Source organism: Pseudarthrobacter sp. S6 (genome assembly GCF_050156575.1).
Lineage (GTDB): Bacteria > Actinomycetota > Actinomycetes > Actinomycetales > Micrococcaceae > Arthrobacter.
In genome coordinates this window covers 127,273-147,695 of the sequence record NZ_CP189581.1, presented here as the reverse complement: position 1 = coordinate 147,695, position 20,423 = coordinate 127,273, and the positions used below count along the sequence as shown (strand labels likewise).

Below are 20,423 nucleotides of genomic sequence, written 5' to 3'. Positions count from 1 at the left end.
TCCGAGAGCCTGCCCGGCGCTAGGGTCGTCGGAGGAGGTCTGATCATGATGGATGGCTGGTACGGGAACGGCTGGGGTGTCGGCGCGTGGGTGGCCATGGCCGTGCTGATGCTGATTTTCTGGGGCGGGGTGGTCACTGTCGTTGTGCTCCTGGTCCGGCGTACCCATCCGGGTGAGGGACCGGCCGCTCCGCGGCCGCCGCACCTCGACGCCGAGCGTATTCTCAACGAGCGCTTCGCCCGCGGGGAAATCGACGAGCAGGAGTTCACTGCACGGCGCACGGCACTCAGGCGGCAGGAATGAAGACCCTTTCCCGCCGCGGGCAGGTCATCCTCGGGATCGCAGCCGTGATCCTTCTGACCGCGCTCTCGCTCGTAGCGGTGGGCGTCGTGGACAATCTTGTGAATCCGGGGGCAGTGGTTTTCTGTCCCGCGCCCGGTGTGCGGCTCCGAATCTTCCCGGGCCGGTCGTCAGCGTTTCACTGACCAACATGGGCGGCCCCATGATGGGCCCGCGCAACGGCATGATGGGCGGCGCCATGCGAATGACGGCAGACCGAAGTACGGTGGCACACGGCACGGTGTCCTTCCTGGTCACCAATGCGGGCACCATCAGCCATGAACTGGCCATTCTTCCCCTTCCTGCCGACCAGGTCCCCGGAACCCGTCCGATCGGCGGCGACGCCAAAATCGATGAGGCCGGCAGTCTCGGAGAAGCGTCGAGCACCTGCGCCGAAGGCACGGGGCAAGGAATCCTTCCCGGCGCGTCGGGCTGGGTTACCATCACGCTGCCGCCAGGACGATATGAACTGGTCTGCAACCTCCCCGGCCACTATGCCGCCGGCATGTACACCCAGCTCACGGTCACCTAGCCCCGCCCGGGGAGTTCAGGATGTAGCAAATACAGTCGCTGCCGGGGATCATGCGACCGCAGCGGCCAAGCCCTTGATTCCTTTCGCGGCGTATGGATCGCGCGGTCGACTGGGATCGCAGGATTCACCGTAGACGGGGTTTCACCCGGCACCCGTGTCGACGCATTGTCTGAGGGGGACATCACGCCGGGACCCCCTTGCCAAGATATACCCCCTAGGGGTATATTTGGGGAGTTGTCAGTGAAGTGGTTTGTCCAGGCTCTACGGAATTTCCCGGGCCGTCACAGCCGTTCAACCCCAGCACCCCATCACTCCTTCTCGTAAAGGACCAAGCTGACATGTGCGGAACAGACACCCGGACCGACCTTCCCCTCGCCGCCCTGGAGCAGTCCGGCCGCGGCTGCTGCTCGACCGGGGCCCGAACACAGACGCCGGCCACGGCCGACGGGTCCGTGTACTGGCTTGAGGGACTCACCTGCGGGCACTGCGTCCAGACCGTTGAAAAAGCCGTCGCCGCCGTGGACGGGGTGGAGTCCGCGACCGTCGAGCTCCTCGCCGGGGGAACGTCCTGCCTGACGGTAGCCGGGACAGCCAGCGGCGACGCGGTCCGGGACGCCGTGACCTGCGCCGGATACAGCTTAACGACCAGCGAGTAGTCCAGCGGCACCGGGCGGGCCGCCCGGTGCCGGAGGAAATTCCCAAGGAGCACATCAATGGACCACGACCACCACAACGGACCTTCCGGCCGGCAGGACGCGCCAAGGGCTCCGCGCAGCGGGCCCGCCGTCGCGCATGCACCGGATGCCCACACCGGCCATGCCGGCGGCATGGACGACGAGCACATGGTGCACACACAGGGCCAGCACGCCGGCCACAGCGTGGCGATGTTCAAGAAGAGGTTCTGGGTGACCCTGGCACTCTCGGTGCCGGTGGTGTTTTTCAGCCCCATGTTCGGAGGTCTGCTGGGCTATGCACCCCCGACCTTTCCCGGTTCGGTCTGGATCCCGCCGGTGCTGGGCACCGTAATTTTCTTCTACGGCGGGCAGCCCTTCCTCAAAGGTGGCCTGGAGGAGTTGAAGAGCCGGAAACCGGCCATGATGCTGCTGATCGCCATGGCCATCAGTGTCGCTTTCGTCGCCTCATGGGTGACCAGCCTGGGGATCGGCGGTTTTGACCTGGACTTCTGGTGGGAGCTGGCCCTGCTGGTGGCGATCATGCTGCTGGGGCACTGGATGGAGATGCGCGCCCTCGGCTCCGCACGGGGTGCGCTCGACGCTCTTGCCGCTCTGTTGCCGGACGAAGCGGACCGGATCACCGCGGAGGGCACGGAGACCGTCAAGGTCAGCGAGCTCGTGGCAGGGGACACCGTTCTGGTCCGCTCCGGAGCCCGGATGCCGGCCGACGGCACCATCGTTGACGGCCAGGCCGAGTTCGATGAATCGATGATCACCGGAGAATCCAGGACCGTCCTCCGCTCACCCGGCGATAAGGTCGTCGCCGGGACCGTGGCCACAGACAATACCGTCCGCGTGCAGGTCACCGCCGTCGGGGATGACACCGCCCTGGCCGGGATTCAACGCCTGGTCGCCGAGGCGCAGGCCTCCTCCTCCAAGGCACAAGCCCTGGCCGACCGGGCCGCCGCGTTCCTGTTCTACTTCGCCGCCGGCGCCGGGGTCGTCACGTTCATTGTCTGGTCGCTGCTGGGCAGCATTCCCGACGCCGTTACCCGTACCGTCACCGTGCTCGTGATCGCCTGCCCCCATGCCCTGGGCCTGGCCATCCCCCTGGTCATCGCCATCTCCACTGAACAGGCCGCCCGGGCCGGTGTCCTGATCAAGAACCGGATGGCCCTGGAGCGCATGCGGACTGTCGACGTGGTGCTCTTCGACAAGACCGGGACCCTCACCAGGGGCGAACCCGCACTCAAGGACATCGCGGCCGCCGAGGGCGTGGACCGGGACGAGCTCCTGGCACTGGCCGCAGCCGTTGAAGCGGACAGCGAGCACCCGGTGGCACGGGCCATCGTCCGGGCCGCGCAGGAACAGGGTCTGGCGATTCCGACGGCTACCGGATTCTCGTCCATGACCGGCCGCGGTGTCCGCGCCACGGTCGACGGCAAAACCATCCAGGTCGGCGGCCCGGCCCTGCTCCGCGACCTCGAAGCGGAAGAACCGCAAGCACTGGCCGCCGCCACCCAGGCCTGGATCGACCGCGGCGCCGCCGTCCTGCACATCATTGACGGGCACCGTGTCCTCGGCGCTGTGAGCCTCGAGGACGCCGTCCGCACCGAATCACGGCAGGCCGTCAAAGCCCTGCAGGACCGCGGCATCAAGGTCGCGATGATCACCGGCGACGCCCAACAGGTCGCCCGCGCCGTTGCCGAAGAACTTAACATCGATGAAGTCTTCGCCGAAGTCCTCCCGGCCGACAAGGACAAGAAGGTCGCCGAACTCCAGACCCGCGGACTCAAGGTCGCCATGGTCGGCGACGGCGTCAACGACTCCCCCGCCCTGGCCCGGGCCGAAGTCGGCATCGCGATCGGCGCCGGCACCGACGTCGCAATGGAATCCGCCGGCGTCGTCCTGGCCGGCAACGACCCCCGGGCCGTCCTGTCCATGCTGGACCTCTCCCGGGCCAGCTACCGGAAAATGTGGCAAAACCTCATCTGGGCCACCGGCTATAACATCATCTCCGTCCCGCTGGCCGCCGGCGTACTCGCCTTCGCCGGCATCCTCCTATCCCCCGCCGCGGGTGCCGTACTCATGTCCATCTCCACCATCGTCGTCGCCCTGAACGCCCAGCTGCTGCGCCGGCTGAAACTCAACCCCGCCCAGGTCCGCTGAACCCTGCAGCCGCCCGGGACCGTCCCGGGCCAGTAATCTTGAAACCATCCAGACCGCAGCGAAGGAGGAACGCCATGACCGCCATCTCAGCCAGGCGCGCCACGGCGTTTCTCCGCCGGGCAGCCCTTCTCGCGGGATTACTGACGATTCGTCGCCGGCATTTTGGGCATGCCCATCACCGGCGTTCCCACCAGCGGGTACGAGTTCATTCCGCGAAGTCCTTCTCCGGGCCAACTCTCCATCAGCCGGACGTAAACGGCCCAAGCCGCGCCGTCTCCTGCCCGGCGCGCCCCGCTTACCCGATACACACCTGCCGGCTGTTCAGGCCGGTTATGGGCGTGTGATCCGGAGTCGCGTGCAACAACGCCGATTTGATGATTTAAAGGACTTGAACTCCATGAAGAAAACCGTGACCATTTCTGCCCTTGGAATTGCCGCCGTCATAGCCCTTGCGGGCTGCACGGGGACCTCCGGAAGTGCACCTGCCAGCACCACGCCGGGCATGGGCCAAAACGGGATGGGGATGTCCTCCAGCTCAGCCCCGGCCGCCGCCGACCACAACGCGGCGGACACCATGTTCACCCAAGGGATGATCCCGCACCACGCCCAGGCCGTGGAGATGAGCGACATGATGCTCAAGAAACAGGACATGGATGCCCGGATCACCGCACTCGCCACCAAGATCAAAGCTGCCCAGGTACCCGAAATCGAGCAGATGACGGGCTGGCTCAAGACCTGGAACGAACCGGCCCAGATGGCCTCCGGCCATGGCATGGGCGACGGGATGATGGGCGATGGCGACTTGAAGAAGCTCGACGCCGCCCAGGGAACCGAAGCGGCCAAGCTGTTCCTGACCCGGATGATCGCCCACCACGAAGGCGCCGTGACGATGGCCCAGACTGAAATCAGCCAAGGCAAGAACCCCGACGCCATCCAGCTGAGCAAGGCAATCGTGACCTCCCAGACAGCCGAAATCCAAGAGATGAAGGGCCTGCTGGCGAGCCTCTGAACGGGAACTGTCTCAAATGACCGCTCGAAGTCCCCGGCGGCCCCAGAACTCATCTAAAGGCTCCCCAGCGCGGCGCGGTACTCGTCCCGGACCTGGGCGTCGGAGACCCTGGTATAGATCCGGGTCGACTCTGGAGATGCGTGGCCCAAGCGTCGTTGAAGTGCCAGCTCGCGCATCCCGGCCTCCCACATCCAGCTCGCGTGAGTATGACGCAGCGCATGCGGTGTTTTGTCCGAGGTCCGAACCCCGAGCCCATCCAGGCGGCGTGCGAACATCCGCACCAACGCGGCGTAGGACAGCGGTTCACAGGCCCTGACACCGTGCCCACCCACCAGAAACACAAAGGGGCTCACGGACCCAGACGGGCGTTCCCGCAGGACATATCTGTTGACAGCATCGAGGGTTCGGGGCTCCAACACATCGACCACGCGTTCCTGGCGGGACTTTCCTCTCGCCCCGCCAGGATGGTCGTCGCGTTTGCGGACCGTCACTCGCCGGCGGCCATAGGAGATGTCTTCAAGGTGCAGGCCTAGAACTTCGCCAGGACGCAATCCCCCGTCGAGCATCAACAGCACCATCGCCAGATCCCGCAGGCAGGTCATGCTCTCCAATAGCGCCTCGACAACGGGCTGGGCCAGCGGACGCGGTAGCCGCAACGGCAGCTTGACCCTGATCTGCCTCCGGACCGGCTGCTGCCTGCTCGCACCGCCCGTGAACGGGCGGTGGCGCTCAGCCACCCTGGCCAATGCCGCGTCCTGTTGCCGGCGCATCGGATTCTCTGCATCGAACAATTCGGCGACAATTGCCCACTCATAGAAGCTCGACACAGCTGCCAACACACGGCCGGCGGTCGCGGCAGCCAGCAGCCCCTCAGATCCGGTGACCGCCAGACCCAGCCGCTGCGCTGGCCGCCGACTCGGGCGCTTCCTCAGCCATCCCAGGAAATTCAACGCAATGGCGGGCCGGAAATCCTGCCACTACGTTCCCGTTTCCTCCAGGAACTCGAATAAGTTCTTCAGATCGAACCCGTAGGCAGAAGCTGTGTTCGGACTCCCGCCAGAATCCAAGATGTGCTGCAGGAACCGGCCCACGGGCGCCATGACCGCCCCGTCGCGGTCATGAAGCTCCACCGAGGTAACCACCCCGGAGGACCTGGTCGTTACAACCCGCATCTGCGTCACCTTCCAAGTGCAACGTTCCCGGCCTTCACCTGCGGTGAGGCTCGCAGTGTCCACATAAGAAAGAAGCCCACCATCGTCAGAGCCCATATGAAGGCTTCCCTCGCAGAGCACGGCTCACTTGTCAGCCAGGCCGCCCAGGGTGATAGCCTGCGGCGGTGAGTCGGAATTCACCCCCGCGCACTGCCCTCGTCCCTTCACCCCGGTGGGCGTATTCACGGACGAAACCCTACCGGGCAATCCGCTCGCAGTGGTTCTTGACGCCGTGGGTCTCAGCACGGAACACATGCATTGCTTAGCGAACCGGACGAACCTCTCGGAGACACGCTCCTGCTTCCGCCGACGCATTCCGACGCCGACTACCTGGTCCAGGAACGCACGGCCGGCCTGGTCCGCGTGAAGCGCGACGGCGGACGGCTGGCATTCGCTGCCCCACCGCTGACGCGCTCCGGAGGCTCTTGGCGAAGATGTCTGGGTGGGCGGCAGTTCGATCACTTGCATCCGCGGCACGGTGGAGCCGTAGAGCCGGTGGAATAAACCCGGACAGTCGCCGGTTATGCAGTTACATGCAAATGCATGTAACATGGGACGTACGAACCTCAGGAGTCCAAGTGGAAACCCGCCGCATCACCGTAATATCCGCCGGCCTCGGTGTGCCGTCCTCAAGCAGGCTGCTCGCCGACCAGCTCGCCGCTGTGGCGGAGCACCGCCTCGCCGATGCCGGTTTTGAGGTGACGGTTGAGATCGTTGAGCTCCGCGACCTCGCGGTGGACATCGCCAACAACTTCGTTACCGGCTATGCGGCCCCGCGCCTGGCGGATGTCATTGCCGGCGTGGAGGCAACCGACGGCATCATTGCCGTCAGTCCGGTGTTCAGTGCCTCCTACAGCGGCCTGTTCAAGTCCTTCATCGACGTCCTGGACCCCAAGTCCCTGGAGGGGAAGGCTGTCCTGCTGGGTGCCACCGGCGGTACGGACCGCCACCAGATGGTCCTTGAGTACGCAATGCGCCCGCTGTTCAGCTACCTGCGCACCCGGATGGCCGCAACGGCTGTTTTCGCAGGCCCCCAGGACTGGGGAAACACGGACGACGGCGGCTCGCCCCTATCGTCGCGGATTGACCGTGCTGCGGCTGAGTTTGCCGCCCTCCTGGCGGGGGACCAGTCCGGCCGCAAGTCGGCGGCCCTGGAGTCCCTGCCGTTCGAGCAGCTCCTGGCGGGTATTTCCGGCGGACGCTAGTGCGCAGCCGTCCCCTACCGCCGACCGGGGGTTCGGGAGTGCGGGCGTCCTGAAGCGCAGCCGCCCAGGAGCCCTAGTCGTCCAGGAGTGCGATGAACTCGCGTGCCTGCTTCAGGGTGATGTCCGAGTGCTTGGTCAGGGCGGTGGCGGCGCCTTCGGTATCTCCACTGCGCGCCAGCGTGCGGATGCGGCCGTAGATCTCGTCGTTGAGCATGTTGCTGCTGACCTCACGCGTCACGTCGCCCTTGCTGGCAATGGCGCGGTAGCGGTAAGGGAATCGCTGGGGCGTGTCGTCGTCGTCGGGCTCTGCCTCCGCCGCTTCAGCGGCGGGGCTGCGGTAGGCCTGCGGATGCGCGGCCAACGCCCCCACCGCGTCCCGGGAGGCCCGCAGGCCTTCTCCTGTGGCCTCGTAGTACAGCTTGATGGCCGCCATAGCCTGTCCCTGGGCAATCAGCGCATACAACCTGCGGTGCTGGTCCTCAGAGAGCTTGGCGGCGGCCAGGCGGGCCACCTCAACCGGATCCGGCGCGGAGGCGGTCCCGGCCTGCCTGACGGCCGCCTGCCGCCTGCTGACCGCCCGGGCTGCCAGTGCGACTCCGGCGGCTACGACCGCAAGGATGATGACGGGGATCACGAGCGATTCCATTTCTAAAGCCGATCTACATACTTTTTGGCTGTCGCCGGGTCGGTGTGGGTTGCCTGGCGGAGGAGTTTGATGGCCTGGATCTTGTGCCCGTCGTGCGCCATCGTCTGCAACTGCATTGCCAGCTGAGGGTCCAGAATCCCGCCGGGCAGCGCCGCATAGCCATATTGGCCGGCGCCCGCGCCGGACTGCCCGCTCCGGGCCGCCCGGGCGTGGTCTTCCTGCTGCGATTGCTGCTGTTCGTTTTGGCTGGGCCGGGTGTTGGCCTCGAGGCGGGCACGCACGGCTGTTGCCACGCGCACCTGCTCGGCATAGTGCTCCGCAGAGCGCCTCGCCAGGTCCTGCTGGTACTTCTCGGCGTCGGAGGTCCCGGAATCACGCGGTCTGAGGGCTGTCGTAAATGCCCAGATTACTGCCGCCAACACGCCGGCCGGCAGAAAAACCATCAGTACGTCGCCCATAGTCAGAGCTTATGCCAGATGCCCGTTATCCACAGCACATTCCTGCCGTTGCATACAGCCGATTCGCTACGGCGTCAAAATATGCCGGGAGGCGTGTGCAGCATCACCAATAGGGCATGAACCGGCGGCCGAGGCGCCCGGAAGGGCGGAACTTTCAACAGCGCCGCGCTGAAAGCTGTGGATGAAGGTTGGGGAAAAAAGAATTTCGTCCACATCCTCAAAAGACGTTTTCCCAGTTCAGACGCTTGTATCCAGCGAAAATTTTTTTGTTTCCACAGGTTCACCCACAGGCTGTGCACAAGCTATGCCTGTTAGTGCACAGGTTATCCACAGGCCTCCGGGCTTGTGGGCTTGGCCGCTGGGGCGGGGGCGGCTACCGTTGCGGGATACCTGCTTTTGGGGCGCTGTGACGCCGTCGCGGAGCTATGCTGCCGTCGCAGTGGAGGCCGTCGGCCCGGCCGCTGCAGCACATGCTGTGGATAACTTGTGGAACATGGGGATAACTCTCCCCCGCGCTGCGCAGACTCCGCTTTGCACAGATTTCAATGGGGCCGTCGGGATTCATTGTCGGTGGCCGCTGATAGACCTGAACGCATGCCGTCCCGTGGAGCTCCCGCAGGATGGCGCCCGGCAGGTAAATGACTTACTCGCCGCATTATGACGCGGCACACTATGGAGGACGGCAGCTTTGTCAGTAACGCACCTGGACTCGATCGAGGGTACCCGCGGATCAGAAGGCAGCCGTAAACCGCCACAAGACATCCCCGCCGAGCAGTCCGTCCTCGGCGGCATGATGTTGTCCAAGGATGCCATCGCGGACGTTGTGGAAATCCTCCGAGGCCAGGATTTTTACCGGCCTGCGCACGAGACCATCTACGAGGCGATCATCGACCTCTACGGCCGCGGCGAGCCTGCAGATGCCGTTACCGTCTCGGACGAACTGACCAAGCGCGCGGAGATCAACAGGATCGGCGGGCCCGCCTACCTGCATGAGCTCATCCAGACCGTCCCCACGGCCGCCAATGCCGGCTACTACGCCGAGATCGTGGCAGAGCGCGCCATTCTGCGGCGGCTGGTCAACGCGGGCACCAAGATCGTCCAGCTCGGATACGGCTCCGACGGCGAGGTGGAGGACCTGGTCAACCAGGCGCAGGCCGAGGTTTACGCTGTGGCGGAGCGGCGCACGGCAGAGGACTACGTGGTCCTCAAGGACGTCATGGAAGCCACGGTGGACGAGATCGAAGCGTCCGGACACCGCGGGGAAGGCATGACCGGTGTGCCCACAGGGTTCTACGAACTCGACGAACTCACCCACGGGCTGCACCCCGGACAGATGATCGTCATCGCCGCACGCCCGGCAGTTGGTAAGTCCACGTTCGCCCTGGACTTCGCCCGCTCGGCGGCCATCAAGAACAACCTGGCCACGGTTATGTTTTCGCTCGAAATGGGCCGGAACGAAATTGCCATGCGCCTGTTGTCCGCCGAAGCAACCATCGGTCTGCAGGATCTTCGCAAGGGCACGATCAAGGACGAACAGTGGTCCAAGATCGCCACCACCATGGGCCGGATGAATGATGCCCCGCTGTTCATCGATGACAGCCCGAACATGTCGCTGATGGAGATCAGGGCCAAGTGCCGCCGCCTCAAGCAGCAGCATGACCTGAAGCTCGTGATCCTGGACTACCTGCAGCTCATGAGCTCCGGCAAGAAAGTGGAGTCACGCCAGCAGGAAGTCTCCGAGTTCTCGCGTGCTCTCAAGCTCCTGGCCAAGGAACTCCAGGTCCCCGTCATCGCCCTATCTCAGCTCAACCGCGGCTCCGAACAGCGCCAGGATAAGCGGCCCATGGTCTCTGACCTCCGTGAATCCGGCTCCATCGAGCAGGATGCGGACATGGTTATCCTGCTGCACCGCGAAGACGTCTATGACAAGGAATCCCCCCGTGCGGGCGAGGCGGACATCCTGATTGCCAAGCACCGTAACGGCCCCACCAAGGACATCGTGGTGGCATTCCAGGGTCACTACTCGCGCTTTGCCAACATGGCGGCCGACGCCGGCGGCAGCGGCTTCTAGGACCCTCTGGCAGGGCTGGCTGGCTCAGCCCTGCCCCAGCAGGTGGTTGGGCAGCCGGTTCCCCGGTGCGGTACCACGGATTTCGAGCAGTTCGCGGGCGTGGGCATGCAGCCGTGTATCTTCTGCCGAGATCGGCACCCAGCTGGGGACGGGGACCGAGTTGCCGGCCGCGTCGCGTGCCACCATCACCGTAAGGCAATATGTGGTGAGGTTCAGTTCCTTGCCCTTCGGATCTCCGGAGCGCACATGTACGGCGATGTGCATGCCTTTGGTCCCGGTGTAAACCAGCCTGGCCTCGACCTCCACTACGTGGCCGATCAGCAGGGGCCGGTAGAAGCGCACGCCACCGGAGAAGACCGCCACGGTGTCCAAGGCGCAGTAGCGGGACGCGCAGACGTAGGCGGCTTCGTCGATCCACTTCATCACGATTCCGCCGTGCACCTTCCCGCCCCAGTTCACGTCCGTGGGGGCCGCCATGAACCGCAGCGTCACGCCTTCGGCGGTCCCGGCGGCGGTATATTCCTGGGCGTTCATGGCTTCGACGATGCGTTCACGGACGTTGATCCGCGCCAGGGCGTGGTCCCGCTGTTCGATCTCCGCTGTCGTGGCCGGTTCGAACTGCTTGACCGGGACCGGCTTGCCGTCGTCGCCGACCGCCACAAAGATCACCATGCACTGGCTGCGCATTGTGGCCGGCCCGCCCTTGGGATCGCTTGATGAGACGACGGTCCGGATGTGCATGGAGGAGCGTCCGGTGTAGACGATGGTGGCTTCCACCTCCACCATGTCGCCGCTGTTCACCGGGTCCGCGAAGTGGATGTTGCCCACGTAAGCGGTGACGCAGTAGGACTTGGCCCAGCCCACGGCGGCAGCGTACGCGGCCTTGTCCACCCATTCGAGGACGGTCCCCGCATCCACCGAACCGCTGTGGCCCACATCCGTGGGGGCGGCCAGGAAGCGGAGGGTTACGGTGTTGGCTGCGGTGTCAGTCATGCTGCGATCATACTGAGCCGCAGTGTTCAGGCTCCGCAGCGAGGAGTACCCCGGCGTGCATGGCGAGGCGGTTGCCGGTGAGGAAACCGTGGTGGTGGGATGTGAAGACGGCATGTTGGCCTACCGCGGCGGGGCCTTCACCAAGATTGCAAGCCCTGACCCCTATGGGCGCATGGGCAACCAGGCCGGAAGCGCCGCCGCCTTGTGTCCTTTGTCATGACAGCCGGCGTCGCGGAAGCAGGGCCGCCAGGTGGTCGATGCCTGCCGTTAGGCTGAAGCTGTGCCCAGTCAATCCGCCCCCGCCGCCGTGCAGCGTCCTGCCAGCCATGCCCGGGAAATCCTGCGGCTCGCCGTGCCGGCATTCGGCGCACTGATCGCCGAACCGCTGTTCCTGCTCGCGGATTCGGCCATTGTGGGCCATCTCGGCGTGGCCCAGCTGGCCGGCGTGGGGCTTGCCTCCGCGGTGTTGCACACCGCCGTCGGACTGATGGTATTTCTCGCTTACTCCACCACCCCGGCGGTGGCCCGCGCGATGGGACACGGCCAGTTGGGCAAGGCGCTTGCGGCAGGGCGCGACGGCGTCTGGCTGGCTCTTCTGCTGGGCATAGTCCTGGCGGTGGCCGGTTTTTGGGCCGCTGAACCGCTGGTGTCCCTGATGGGGGCAGAGGGTGATGTGCGCTCATTTGCTGTTGACTATGTCCGCTGGTCGATGCCTGGCCTGGTGGCCATGCTGCTCATCTTCGCGGGCACCGGTGTCCTCCGCGGATTGCAGGACACCAGGACACCGCTGCTCGTGGCCACCGCAGGCTTTGCCTTGAATATTGTCCTTAACCTATGGCTGGTCTACGGGCTGGACTGGTCCGTTGCGGGCTCGGCGGCAGGCACCAGTGTGGCGCAATGGGCCATGGCGGCCGTCTACCTGCTGATGGTCCAGCGAAATGCTGCCCGGCATGGCATCAGCCTGTGGCCCGACTGGAGCGGTATCCGCGCGATGACCCGCGTCGGTTCGTGGCTCATGCTCCGCACACTGAGCCTGCGCGTAGCCATCCTGGCCACGGTTTTTGTGGTCACGGGGCAAGGTGCCGTCAACCTTGCCGCGCACCAGCTGGCCATGACCATTTTCTCCTTCCTCGCTTTTGCCCTGGATGCCCTCGCTATCGCCGCCCAGGCCCTGATCGGCAAGGAACTGGGTGCGTCCAATCCCGTCAGGGTGCGGCAGCTGACCCAGACAATGATCCGCTGGGGTGCCGGATTCGGCGTGGTCACAGGTGCCCTGCTGGCGGTCGCTGCGCCATGGGCCGGGGCGCTGTTCACATCAGACGCCGGCGTCCAGGCCGTCCTGACGTACGCCCTGTGGATCCTTGCCGCCGGCCAGCCGATTGCGGGTTTTGTCTTTGTCCTGGATGGCGTGCTAATCGGCGCCGGCGACGCCAAGTATCTGGCACTGGCAGGCGTGGCCAACCTCGCCGTCTACGTGCCTATGCTGGTGGCCGTTGCTGTCTCCGGCATGTCCGCCGCTGCAGGCCTGGGTTGGCTCTGGGCCTCTTTTGCGCTGGGCTACATGGCCGCCCGGGCGCTGACGCTGGGCCTGCGTGCCCGCTCGGACCGCTGGATGGTGCTGGGTTCGCCATAGGGCCGGCGGCCACTAAACTGGACCGGTGAACCAACCACTGACACCCACAGATGCTCCCGCCGGCACCGCACAGCAGGCAGACCTGTGGAAGCCGGTATTGCTCCGGGCCTTGGCCGCACTTGTCTTCGGGGCCGTGACTATTTTCTGGGCCGGACCATCGGTGCAGGTCATGGGCTGGTCAGGCGGGCTCTATCTGCTGGTCACGGGACTGCTGGTCCTCTGGGCCATCCCGAAGACCGGCTACGCGCGTGACGGCATGCCTGGCAAAATCCTCTCCGCCGCCGGGGCGACCCTGGCCGGCGCAGGCGTTGCCTTGGCGCTGCTGCACGGGGACCGCGTCTTCGGCGTTGTCGCCGCGGCGGGACTTGGCCTGGCCGGAGCGGTGGAGCTGTACTGCGGCCTCCGATATCGCGGCCGGCACGTGCTGGCCCGTGACTGGCTGGCCTCGGGCATCGTCGGGCTTGGTACCGCGGCGATCCTGCCTTTCTTCATCAGTCTCGGAGCCCATGCCCTGCTTGGCGTCACCGGCGGCGGAGCCATCATCTCCGGTGTGCTCTGGGTCCTGTCCGGGCTGACGCTAAGGCACGATTCCCGGGCCGCCCCCGGGAAGCCGTAAACTAGAAGTGAAAGGTTCTACCCGGCGTAGAAAACGCGCCCGGAACAACCCCGCACACATTCGAACCAGCAAGCCCTTCGGCGTGGCTGTAGGAGAGGAACTACCTTGGCAGACCAGAAACCAGGAAAACCGCGCAATCTGCGGACCTCGGTGAAGGGGCCGCTGATGTTCTCTGCGTTCTGGGCCGTCCTCGCCTTCGTCGCGGTGCTGATCTTCGCCTCCGGCGGCAGTTCGAAGACCTCTCGGTTCGACCTCGCCTTCACGGGCGCCGGCATTGCGTTCATCGTCACGTTGGTGATAGCGGCCATGCTGGCCATGAGCCACAAAGAGAACTCCGAGCACCTGGGCAAGGGATCGGGCATCAACCTGAGTTCAGCGCGGAAGCCGTTGCATGGATTCGGGGGACACGACTCAAGCCAGGCCGGCGGCGCCTCTGAGGCTCCGGACGCCGAGAGCCCCGGCTCCAGCCACTCCTAGCGCACCGACCGCTCATAGGCTGGCTGCCCGCGCACGGGCTCCTCGCGGCGCGGTCCTGCCCCAGGTCCCCCCGCTGGCTCAGTGGACCGTCGCCTGCCGCGCCCGGTACGCTGCCACGTGTGCTCGGTTGGCACAGTTCCCGGTGTCGCAATACCGTTTCGACCGGTTGCGGCTGAGGTCCAGGACCACGGCATCGCAGTCCTCGGCCTCGCACACCAGCATGCGGTCCATTTCCTTGCTCCGGATGACGTCCGCCAGAGCCATGGCAGCTTCGGTGCCCATTCGCTCCGCCAGCGGTGCGTCCCTGGCGGTGGCGTGCAGATGCCAGTCCCACTCATCGTGCTTCATCAGCTGGGGGAGTGCGTTGGCCTCGCGCAGAAGGCGGTTGACGCCCGCCACAGCCGAGTCTTCGTCTGCAGTCCAGAGTGCGGCTAGCTGCCCGCGCAGTTCGTGGACACTCGACAGCTCCGCCGCATCGCCGTCGCGGGATCCACTGAACCCTTCGGAGTGGAGGAAGCCATCCAGCTCCGCGACCGTGGCGAGTAATTCGCGTCCGTTGGCGGCCGTGTTGATCAGGTTGACCACGGTGCGCAGGGCTATTTCGGTGTCAGGGGCAAAGACCATCTTGACTCCTTACTGGGAGCGGGCGTAATGTCAGGACCATTACCCCACTTTACTCCTGACAGGAGGCGTCGGTGACTGCCGCCCCTAACCCCGCACCCGCGGGCGGATTCCTTGGCTCCGGTCTTGGAATCGCGTTGTTCTCTTCTGCCGTCTTCGGGCTCTCTGGCTCCTTCGCCAAAGCGCTCCTGGAAACCGGGTGGTCCCCGGGCGCTGCCGTGGCAGCCCGCCTGACCGGTGCTGCGCTGATTCTCGCAATTCCTGCGATTCTGGCCTTGCGTGGCCGGTGGTACCAGCTGCGTGACAACTGGGTCACCATCGGTCTTTTCGGCCTGATAGGTGTGGCCGCGTGCCAGCTGTTCTACTTCAATGCCGTAGCCCGCCTCTCCGTGGGCGTAGCGCTGTTGCTTGAATACCTGGCTCCCGTCCTCATCGTGCTTTGGCTGTGGGGAGCGAGCAAGAAGCGTCCACGGGCGTTGACCTTCGGCGGAACAGTGCTCTCGCTCGGCGGCCTGATCCTGGTGCTGGACCTCACCGGAACGGTCAAGATCGACATCGTCGGAGTCCTGTGGGGGATGGCCGCTGCCGTATGCCTTGCCATCTACTTCTTCATCACGGCCAAGGAAAATGATTCCCTGCCGCCCATCGTCCTGGCGTCCGCAGGGCTGCTGGTGGGGGCGGCCGGTATGTGGCTGGCGGCCGCCACGGGACTGCTTCCCATGGTCTTCAGCACCGCGGATACCAGGCTGGGCCCCTGGATCACGCCCTGGTGGGTCTCCCTGGGTGGCCTGATCATCATGGCAACGGTCCTGGCGTACGTGTCCGGCATTATCGCTGCCCGCGCGCTTGGCTCCAAGGTGGCCTCCTTCGTCTCGCTGACAGAGGTGCTGTTCGCCGTGATCTGGGCCTGGCTGCTTCTGGGTGAGCTTCCCGGCGCCATCCAACTCCTGGGCGGCGCCCTCATTGTGGGCGGCGTGGTCCTGGTCCGGCTGGACGAGCTGCGCTCCGGAACGGCCGCAGCTGTTACCGGGACGCCCGCCCTGCTGGACCACGCGAACGACGTCGAACCTGTGCCCTGAGTGCCGATGCACCTGTTAAATGCCGCGGAGGCCCGGACACTGTGCTGTGTCCGGGCCCCTCGTCAGAGCTTCTGCGGTTAGCGTGAAGCCTGGTCCTGCTCGTTGGCGTTCTTGGTGGCTTTCTGGCCGGCATCCTTCAGCGCCTGGATGACCTGGTTCAGCGCCGCGGTGTGCGTGCCTGACCATTCGCCACGGAAGTGGGTGGCGTCCGGGCCTTCCCAGTTGATGCTGTCCAGCACGCGGGAGAGGTTGGACCGCTGCTGCTCGATCTCGCCGGCACCGGCCTGCAGCCTGCTGCCAAGGGTCCTGAGCTGTCCCGGCCCCAAAACACTGTCGATGGGCACCGCTTGCCCATGCAGGGCTGGGGGGGGGGGGGGGGGTCGATCCGAGGCGTTCCAGAGCCTAGCATGGGCATATGTGCCGGAATATACGAACCCTCCACAACTACGAACCGCACGCCACCTCTGAAGAGGTGAATGCCGCCGCACTGCAGTATGTGCGCAAGGTCAGTGGCAGCACCAAGCCATCCAAGGCCAACGAAGACGCCTTCGAAGCGGCGGTACACGAGATCGCCCACATCACCCAACACCTGCTGGATTCGCTGGTCACCCACGCGCCTGCCAAGCGCCGGGACGAGGAGGCCGCCAAAGCGCGGGCCCGTGCGGCCGTGCGTTTCGGCACCGTCTGAGGACATATCATCCTGAGGACCTACCTGCCGAAGCTGCGCAACCGGAGCGAGTTGGCCACCACCAGGACGGAACTCGCCGCCATCGCTGCACCGGCGAGCATCGGGTTCAACAGGCCCAGGGCGGCCACAGGAATGCCGATGGCGTTATAGAAGAACGCCCAGAACAGGTTGGTCTTGATGGTGGCCAGCGTCCGCCGGGACAATTCGATGGCCTGTGCCACCTGTCCCAGGTCGTTGCCCATGACGGTGAGGTCCGCCGCCTCGATGGCCACATCGGTACCGGATCCCATGGCGATGCCCAGGTCCGCCTGCGCCAGCGCGGCGGCGTCATTCACGCCGTCGCCGGCCATCGCCACGATGGCCCCGCCCGCCTGAAGCCGCCGGACTGCCTCGACCTTCCCGGCAGGCAGGACGCCGGCATAGACATCGTCAGGGGAAATCCCGACGGCGGCAGCGACTTGTGCAGCCGCCGCGGCGTTATCCCCGGTCAGCAGAATGGGGCGCAACCCGAACTCCTTCAGCTTTGCCACCGCTTCCGCGGATCCCGGTTTCACAGTGTCCCGGAGGCTGATGATTCCGGCCGGGGTGCCGTCCACTGCCACCCAGATGGCCGTGGCGCCGGTGGCTTCTGCGGTGGCCAGCGCCTCCATCTGCGCGCCGGAAGGGCGGACGCCGTTCTCCGTAAGCCAGCCCGTGCGGCCCGCCAAGATCACGCGCCCTTCCACGGTTCCCACCACTCCGCCGCCGGGTGCAGAACGGAAGTGTTCGACGGCGGGGAGTCGCGCGCCGTCGTCGTGCCCGGTTTGCGCCTCGAGGGCGGCGGCCGCGATGGCGTGTGCGATCGGGTGCTCGGATGCCGCTTCGACGGCGCCGGCGAGCCGCAGCACGTCCCTGCCCTGGTGGCCGTCAAAGGCCAGGGTACTGCCCACGGCGAGTTTTCCTGTAGTGACGGTGCCGGTCTTGTCGAGCAGGATGGTGTCCACCGTGCGGGTGTCTTCCAGGACCTGCGGGCCCTTGATCAGGATGCCCAGCTGGGCGCCCCGGCCCGTTCCGGTGAGCAGCCCCACGGGAGTGGCCAGCCCCAGCGCGCACGGACAAGCGATGACCAGGACGGTGACTGCTGCGGTAAAAGCTGCCCTGAGCTCGGCAGGTTCAATCACCGGTCCGTTGAACGCGAGCCACAGCGCAAAGGTGAGCACCGCGAGGGAAAGGACTATGGGGACAAAGACGGCGCTGATGCGGTCGGCGAGGCGTGCAATGGGAGCCTTGCCGGTTTGTGCCTGCGAGACCAACCGGGCCATCTGTGCCAGCGTGGTTTCGGAGCCCACACGGGTGGCCCGGACGAGCAGCCGGCCGGAAGTGTTGATGGTGGCGCCCGTGACTTTGCTGCCTGGCTCCACCTCCACCGGGACGGATTCGCCGGTTAGCAGGGACGCGTCAACAGCTGAAATGCCGTCGATCACCTCTCCGTCCGTGGCGATCTTTTCGCCGGGGCGCACCACCACCACGTCTCCCACACGGAGCTGATCGGCGGGGACTTTATGCTCGGAGCCCTTGTGAAGGATGGTGGCGTCCTTGGCGCCGAGGTTCAGCAACGCCTTGAGGGCGTCGCCGGCCTTCTGCTTGGCGTTGGCTTCGAGGAACCGGCCGAGGAGCAGGAAGGTGGTGACCACGGCGGCCACTTCGAAGTAGAGGCCTGCGGACTCCATTCCGACCATGGCCGGATGTTCAGTCATGGCGGGATCCACAGCGAGTTGCCACACGCTGAACAGGTAGGCGGCTGCGATGCCAATCGAGACAAGCGTGTCCATGGTGGACGCCAGGTGGCGCGCATTGATGGCTGCAGCGCGGTGGAAGGGCCAGGCCGCCCAGCTGACCACCGGAAGCGCCAGGACCCCGGCTACCCAGCCCCAGTTGGGAAACTGCAGTGCCGGAACCATCGAAATCGCGAGAACGGGGACGGTGAGCACCGCGGCCACGATCAGGCGCGGCCGTAGCTGCGAGGAGGCCGGGCCGTGGGACATGTGGTCTGTGTGGTCGCCTGACGCGACGCCATGAGACACATGCTCGGCGTGCTCGCTCGTGCCTCGCTTAGACGCACGCTGCCGCATGTCTCTCGTGTCGCCGCTGTGGTCGTGTTCCGTTTCGTGATCGTGGTGCTCGTGGCCGGCACTTTGGCTCGGGTAGCGCGGGAGGCGTACCTTTGCTTTGTAGCCTGTGGCGTTGACGGTGTCCACTATTTGCTGGTCCGTGATGCCGGCCGGGACGGTGACGTGGGCCGATTCCAGCGGGAGGTTGACGGAGGCTTCGACGCCGTCGAGCTTGCCCAGTTTCTTTTCCACGCGGTTCACGCAGGAGGCGCAGGTCATGCCCTCAATGTCCAGTTCAACCACCCGGCTTTGTGGGTGATGATGGAGATGGTCTGTGCTCATGATGGATCCCCCGATCGGTCAGCGTTACGCGTCGTTGGCTACAACCAGGTAGCCGGCTTCGGCAACCGCTTCGCCGATCTCGGACGGCGACAGCTGCTGGCTTGAGGTGATAGTGACAGTGGAAATGCCGCCGGCGTTGAGTTCGACGTCGACCGTTTCAACCCCGGCGAGCGATTCAAGCTCCTCGCTGACGGACGAAACGCAGTGGCCGCAGGTCATTCCGGACACGTTGACGGTGGTGGAGGTGGTGCTCATGGCTGGCTCCTTGAAAGGGGACCGGCGGTGGCCGGCCCTGAGTGGGTGGTCAGTGGCAGTGGTCAGCGAAGAAGGCGGCCGATAGCCTCTGCAGCCTCCTTGACTTTGATGTCGATGGCTTCAGCGCGAAGGGCAGGATCGGGTTCCCCGGCGGCGCCCACCACGCAGTGGCCGATGTGCTCTTCCACGAGTCCAAGGCTCACGGCGTGCAGGGCCTTGGTGACCGCGGCGACCTGGGTCAGGATGTCGATGCAGTACTTGTCCTCATCCACCATCCGGGCGATGCCGCGGACCTGGCCCTCGATCCGCTTGAGCCGGCGAAGGTAGGCGTCTTTGTTCGCGGTGTAGCCATGCGGAGGCGTCGGGTCAGTGCCGGAAGGTGGGCTCAAGGTTTCCTGCGAAGGTTCCATACTGCCAACTTATACCCGGCGGGGGTATATTGCAAGTACCCCCAGGGGGTATCAGCGTCGGGGGCGTGCGACACGAGTGCGGGGTCTCCGTGGCCGTAAAAGGGCACAAAAAAGCTCCGGAGTGCGTTATTGGGGGATACGCACTCCGGAGCAGCATTTGGGCAGAGGCACCAGCCGCTGCGGCCGGACCCCTCTGATTGAAACTAGCATACGTGCCAGTGCCGCCGTCCGCTACCACCTCGAATAACTACTTTCGCTTTATTATTTCGGTCCCCCGAAATCCTCCCCGGAGGGATGGGGCGACGGCTTCAGGAGCCTGTTCGGGCTCCCGGCTTAGGCATCATCCTGATGCGCCGGCCTCCGATAGGGAACCACCAACACGGGCCGGCTTTGATGATGCGTCAGCCAGAGTCCCACTGATCCGTTGAGCAGTTCGGAGATGCGGTGCGTCAGGCCCCGCTCCGACGTTCCAACGATGATCATAGGGGAGTTGCTTTCAGCGGCGAGCCGGGCCAGGGCGCGGCCCGGATCCCCGGCGAGGGTCCGCAATGTCCAATCCACGGGGGCGCCCGATGCGGCGGCATCGGCCACGGCTTTGGCAATCACCCCCCTGAGTTCCGTAGTAACAGAGCGGATATCGTCGTCGTCCTTATCCGCGTGCAGCGACAGCCGGTGCGCGGATCTTGTCGGATCCCATTCCACCAGGTAGCTGGCCTCGTCAACATAAGCACACAGCAACGGCGCTGCCAGTTTGGCCGCGAGGGATGCGGCCGCCTTCAGCACCTCCGGATGCTGTTGGGGCAGCACGCCCACCAGCAACGGCGGCGGGCCACTGAACCGTTCGGGACTCATAGGACCATTCTGTGCCTGCGCGGAGCGCTTGAACAGGGCCGACGGAAGCGGAC

At 65.5% G+C, this 20,423-nt stretch carries 26 protein-coding genes; 15 read left to right on the top strand and 11 right to left on the bottom strand.

The genetic code is table 11. The features are described 5' to 3' along the window. Positions 1–45 precede the first annotated feature (45 nt). From ACQCS0_RS00795 to ACQCS0_RS00770, 6 genes are all read left to right on the top strand, one after another. On the top strand, positions 46–303 hold the full coding sequence (locus ACQCS0_RS00795; protein ID WP_354223296.1) for an SHOCT domain-containing protein: 258 nt from the start codon (positions 46–48) through the stop codon (positions 301–303). Then, complete coding sequence (locus ACQCS0_RS00790; RefSeq protein WP_426939980.1) at positions 300–485, top strand: hypothetical protein; 186 nt, start codon at positions 300–302, stop codon at positions 483–485. Before ACQCS0_RS00795 ends, ACQCS0_RS00790 begins: the two co-directional genes overlap by 4 nt. Before the next feature lie 5 nt (positions 486–490). Beyond that, positions 491–871, top strand: coding sequence for a sulfocyanin-like copper-binding protein (locus tag ACQCS0_RS00785; RefSeq protein ID WP_426939979.1), 381 nt, complete (start codon positions 491–493; stop codon positions 869–871). A 338-nt stretch (positions 872–1,209) separates the two neighbouring features. Then, positions 1,210–1,527, top strand: a complete 318-nt coding sequence (locus ACQCS0_RS00780; RefSeq protein WP_426939978.1) for a heavy-metal-associated domain-containing protein — start codon at positions 1,210–1,212, stop codon at positions 1,525–1,527. Between the two features lie 57 nt (positions 1,528–1,584). Continuing rightward, complete coding sequence (locus ACQCS0_RS00775) at positions 1,585–3,714, top strand: heavy metal translocating P-type ATPase (protein WP_426939977.1); 2,130 nt, start codon at positions 1,585–1,587, stop codon at positions 3,712–3,714. 397 nt (positions 3,715–4,111) lie between these two features. Next, a complete protein-coding gene (locus ACQCS0_RS00770; RefSeq protein ID WP_354155622.1) occupies positions 4,112–4,723 on the top strand; it encodes a DUF305 domain-containing protein in 612 nt (203 codons plus the stop codon). Between the two features lie 53 nt (positions 4,724–4,776). Here ACQCS0_RS00770 and ACQCS0_RS00765 read toward each other — a convergent pair whose 3' ends face one another. After that, the gene (locus ACQCS0_RS00765) at positions 4,777–5,562 is read right to left on the bottom strand and encodes a tyrosine-type recombinase/integrase (protein WP_426939976.1); all 786 of its coding nucleotides are present in this window, start codon (positions 5,560–5,562) and stop codon (positions 4,777–4,779) included. Between the two features lie 138 nt (positions 5,563–5,700). Next, positions 5,701–5,895, bottom strand: a complete 195-nt coding sequence (locus ACQCS0_RS00760; RefSeq protein WP_354223333.1) for a hypothetical protein — start codon at positions 5,893–5,895, stop codon at positions 5,701–5,703. Between the two features lie 148 nt (positions 5,896–6,043). Between ACQCS0_RS00760 and ACQCS0_RS00755 the strand changes: the two genes are divergently transcribed. Then, positions 6,044–6,301 (top strand): PhzF family phenazine biosynthesis protein, encoded by a 258-nt coding sequence (locus ACQCS0_RS00755; RefSeq protein WP_426940209.1) that lies wholly within the window; start codon positions 6,044–6,046, stop codon positions 6,299–6,301. A gap of 211 nt (positions 6,302–6,512) precedes the next feature. After that, a complete protein-coding gene (locus ACQCS0_RS00750; RefSeq protein WP_354155624.1) occupies positions 6,513–7,139 on the top strand; it encodes an FMN reductase in 627 nt (208 codons plus the stop codon). Positions 7,140–7,212: 73 nt separating this feature from the next. Here ACQCS0_RS00750 and ACQCS0_RS00745 read toward each other — a convergent pair whose 3' ends face one another. Continuing rightward, positions 7,213–7,785 carry a hypothetical protein gene (locus ACQCS0_RS00745; RefSeq protein ID WP_185262009.1) on the bottom strand — a complete coding sequence of 191 codons (573 nt, stop codon included), beginning with the start codon at positions 7,783–7,785 and terminating at the stop codon, positions 7,213–7,215. A 2-nt stretch (positions 7,786–7,787) separates the two neighbouring features. After that, positions 7,788–8,243: a hypothetical protein gene (locus tag ACQCS0_RS00740; RefSeq protein WP_426939003.1), complete on the bottom strand. Its 456-nt coding sequence runs from the start codon at positions 8,241–8,243 to the stop codon at positions 7,788–7,790. Between the two features lie 688 nt (positions 8,244–8,931). Here ACQCS0_RS00740 and dnaB point away from each other — a divergent pair. Next, positions 8,932–10,314 (top strand): replicative DNA helicase, encoded by a 1,383-nt coding sequence (gene dnaB, locus ACQCS0_RS00735; protein ID WP_058930676.1) that lies wholly within the window; start codon positions 8,932–8,934, stop codon positions 10,312–10,314. Between the two features lie 24 nt (positions 10,315–10,338). Here the strand turns inward: dnaB and ACQCS0_RS00730 are convergent, their stop codons facing one another. Beyond that, on the bottom strand, positions 10,339–11,307 hold the full coding sequence (locus ACQCS0_RS00730; RefSeq protein ID WP_426939975.1) for an acyl-CoA thioesterase: 969 nt from the start codon (positions 11,305–11,307) through the stop codon (positions 10,339–10,341). Between the two features lie 22 nt (positions 11,308–11,329). Between ACQCS0_RS00730 and ACQCS0_RS00725 the strand changes: the two genes are divergently transcribed. The 4 genes from ACQCS0_RS00725 to ACQCS0_RS00710 all read left to right on the top strand — a co-directional run bounded on the left by ACQCS0_RS00725 (position 11,330) and on the right by ACQCS0_RS00710 (position 14,033). Further along, positions 11,330–11,527, top strand: coding sequence for a hypothetical protein (locus tag ACQCS0_RS00725; protein ID WP_426939974.1), 198 nt, complete (start codon positions 11,330–11,332; stop codon positions 11,525–11,527). 60 nt (positions 11,528–11,587) lie between these two features. Beyond that, positions 11,588–12,940 carry an MATE family efflux transporter gene (locus ACQCS0_RS00720; RefSeq protein ID WP_354155628.1) on the top strand — a complete coding sequence of 451 codons (1,353 nt, stop codon included), beginning with the start codon at positions 11,588–11,590 and terminating at the stop codon, positions 12,938–12,940. Between the two features lie 25 nt (positions 12,941–12,965). Beyond that, positions 12,966–13,556 carry a hypothetical protein gene (locus ACQCS0_RS00715; protein ID WP_354155629.1) on the top strand — a complete coding sequence of 197 codons (591 nt, stop codon included), beginning with the start codon at positions 12,966–12,968 and terminating at the stop codon, positions 13,554–13,556. Positions 13,557–13,661: 105 nt separating this feature from the next. After that, entirely contained in the window at positions 13,662–14,033 is a 372-nt protein-coding gene (locus ACQCS0_RS00710) for a hypothetical protein (RefSeq protein ID WP_426939001.1), read from the top strand. Positions 14,034–14,111: 78 nt separating this feature from the next. Here the strand turns inward: ACQCS0_RS00710 and ACQCS0_RS00705 are convergent, their stop codons facing one another. Next, positions 14,112–14,657 (bottom strand): CGNR zinc finger domain-containing protein, encoded by a 546-nt coding sequence (locus tag ACQCS0_RS00705; RefSeq protein WP_354155631.1) that lies wholly within the window; start codon positions 14,655–14,657, stop codon positions 14,112–14,114. 71 nt (positions 14,658–14,728) lie between these two features. Between ACQCS0_RS00705 and ACQCS0_RS00700 the strand changes: the two genes are divergently transcribed. Next, the gene (locus ACQCS0_RS00700; protein WP_426939973.1) at positions 14,729–15,733 is read left to right on the top strand and encodes an EamA family transporter; all 1,005 of its coding nucleotides are present in this window, start codon (positions 14,729–14,731) and stop codon (positions 15,731–15,733) included. A gap of 77 nt (positions 15,734–15,810) precedes the next feature. On the opposite strand, the gene ACQCS0_RS00695 is transcribed toward ACQCS0_RS00700, so the two are convergent. Beyond that, entirely contained in the window at positions 15,811–16,077 is a 267-nt protein-coding gene (locus tag ACQCS0_RS00695; RefSeq protein WP_426939972.1) for a WXG100 family type VII secretion target, read from the bottom strand. Between the two features lie 71 nt (positions 16,078–16,148). On the opposite strand from ACQCS0_RS00695, the gene ACQCS0_RS00690 reads away from it, so the two are divergent. Then, positions 16,149–16,421, top strand: coding sequence for a DUF2277 domain-containing protein (locus ACQCS0_RS00690; protein ID WP_282330314.1), 273 nt, complete (start codon positions 16,149–16,151; stop codon positions 16,419–16,421). Between the two features lie 20 nt (positions 16,422–16,441). Here ACQCS0_RS00690 and ACQCS0_RS00685 read toward each other — a convergent pair whose 3' ends face one another. The 4 genes from ACQCS0_RS00685 to ACQCS0_RS00670 all read right to left on the bottom strand — a co-directional run bounded on the left by ACQCS0_RS00685 (position 16,442) and on the right by ACQCS0_RS00670 (position 20,370). Beyond that, on the bottom strand, positions 16,442–18,853 hold the full coding sequence (locus ACQCS0_RS00685) for a heavy metal translocating P-type ATPase (protein WP_354155634.1): 2,412 nt from the start codon (positions 18,851–18,853) through the stop codon (positions 16,442–16,444). Positions 18,854–18,877: 24 nt separating this feature from the next. Then, positions 18,878–19,108 (bottom strand): cation transporter, encoded by a 231-nt coding sequence (locus ACQCS0_RS00680; RefSeq protein WP_354155635.1) that lies wholly within the window; start codon positions 19,106–19,108, stop codon positions 18,878–18,880. A gap of 62 nt (positions 19,109–19,170) precedes the next feature. Next, positions 19,171–19,518 carry a metal-sensitive transcriptional regulator gene (locus tag ACQCS0_RS00675; RefSeq protein WP_354155636.1) on the bottom strand — a complete coding sequence of 116 codons (348 nt, stop codon included), beginning with the start codon at positions 19,516–19,518 and terminating at the stop codon, positions 19,171–19,173. Positions 19,519–19,851: 333 nt separating this feature from the next. Further along, the gene (locus tag ACQCS0_RS00670) at positions 19,852–20,370 is read right to left on the bottom strand and encodes a universal stress protein (protein WP_354155637.1); all 519 of its coding nucleotides are present in this window, start codon (positions 20,368–20,370) and stop codon (positions 19,852–19,854) included. Positions 20,371–20,423: the final 53 nt, after the last annotated feature.